Raw genomic sequence first — 1098 nt, 5'->3', positions numbered from 1 at the left:
GAGGTAGGAACTAAACCCAGGACGCTTCAGATAGCGATGAATCATGGTTTATCATTTGGCAAAATTCAGGTCAACATCACAGCATCGGTGGCAACTTCCACAACGTCTCACCCAACCGCGTAAACCGTAAGCTTGGCTTAATTTTAATAGCTAAATCTTTGTCCCTCGGCGTACGCGGCACATACGCGAATCCCGGCCCGTTCACGACACCCGGTACTGCTGGATATTCAGGATCAAAATCCACAACCTGCTGGAAAACGTGCAACTTTCGCATGATAGCTTTCAATTTACGAAGGTTGGTAGGCCTCCCCTCAAACGCCCGTTCCCCCTCCAGATTATAGTGAGCTATCAGGCGGATACCCTGATAGATAGTATTATCCTGATACGCACCACCAACCTTCCACGGGAGGTTGTCGTTGATAATTGTCATTGCCGATACATGCCCAGCCTTTTTAGCTAACTTATTCACGTATTGACGCGTCACACCAAATCGCTTAGCGATATCTACCTGGCTAACACCAGCCGAGACCAATGCCATCACAGTCTCGGGAGTTAATCCACTGCTCATTTCTTTACGGGGGCGTTCTCGCCCACCCCTCCCATTCGAACCGTCAGTTTACAGACGGATCATATCACTTAGCATCCCTGTAGAATGAACAAACAATTCCAATGGCCCAAGTAATTCCAGACGCGGCAAAGAGTCTCATCCCCACTCGCGCGAGGAACAACCGAAAGTATCGGTTGTTTACGCTGGCCAGAGGGGCTCATCCCCGTTTGCGCGGGGAACACACCTGGCTTGCTGCCTGCTGGAGCTCCACCATCGGCTCATCCCCGCTTGCGCGGGGAACACGCTGACCGGGGGCGGGTATCTGGTACACGTCTGGGGCTCATCCCCGCTTGCGCGGGGAACACCTCATCCAGCAGGCCTACCCACTGGCCTTCATCGGCTCATCCCCGCTTGCGCGGGGAACACGCTGCAGCGTCGTTTATGGGGTGAGCAGGGGGAGGGCTCATCCCCGCTTGCGCGGGGAACACTCGCATTCGATGAGCGCACTGGCGATAAGGCAGGGCTCATCCCCGCTTGCGCGGGGAACACGC

At 54.7% G+C, this 1098-nt stretch carries 1 protein-coding gene and 1 CRISPR repeat array; the gene reads right to left on the bottom strand.

All coding sequences use genetic code 11. The annotated features are described in order from the left end of the window. Nucleotides 1-76: 76 nt before the first annotated feature. Complete coding sequence (locus HMPREF3067_RS11010) at nt 77-568, bottom strand: MarR family transcriptional regulator (protein ID WP_141759342.1); 492 nt, start codon at nt 566-568, stop codon at nt 77-79. Nucleotides 569-700: 132 nt separating this feature from the next. Beyond that, nucleotides 701-1096: a CRISPR direct-repeat array (repeat unit 28 nt; unit sequence GGCTCATCCCCGCTTGCGCGGGGAACAC). Nucleotides 1097-1098 lie beyond the last annotated feature (2 nt).

This window comes from Corynebacterium sp. HMSC04H06 (genome assembly GCF_001815935.1).
GTDB lineage: Bacteria > Actinomycetota > Actinomycetes > Mycobacteriales > Mycobacteriaceae > Corynebacterium.
The sequence above is the reverse complement of the archived record's forward strand: the minus strand, read 5'-3'. Positions and strand labels throughout refer to the sequence as shown.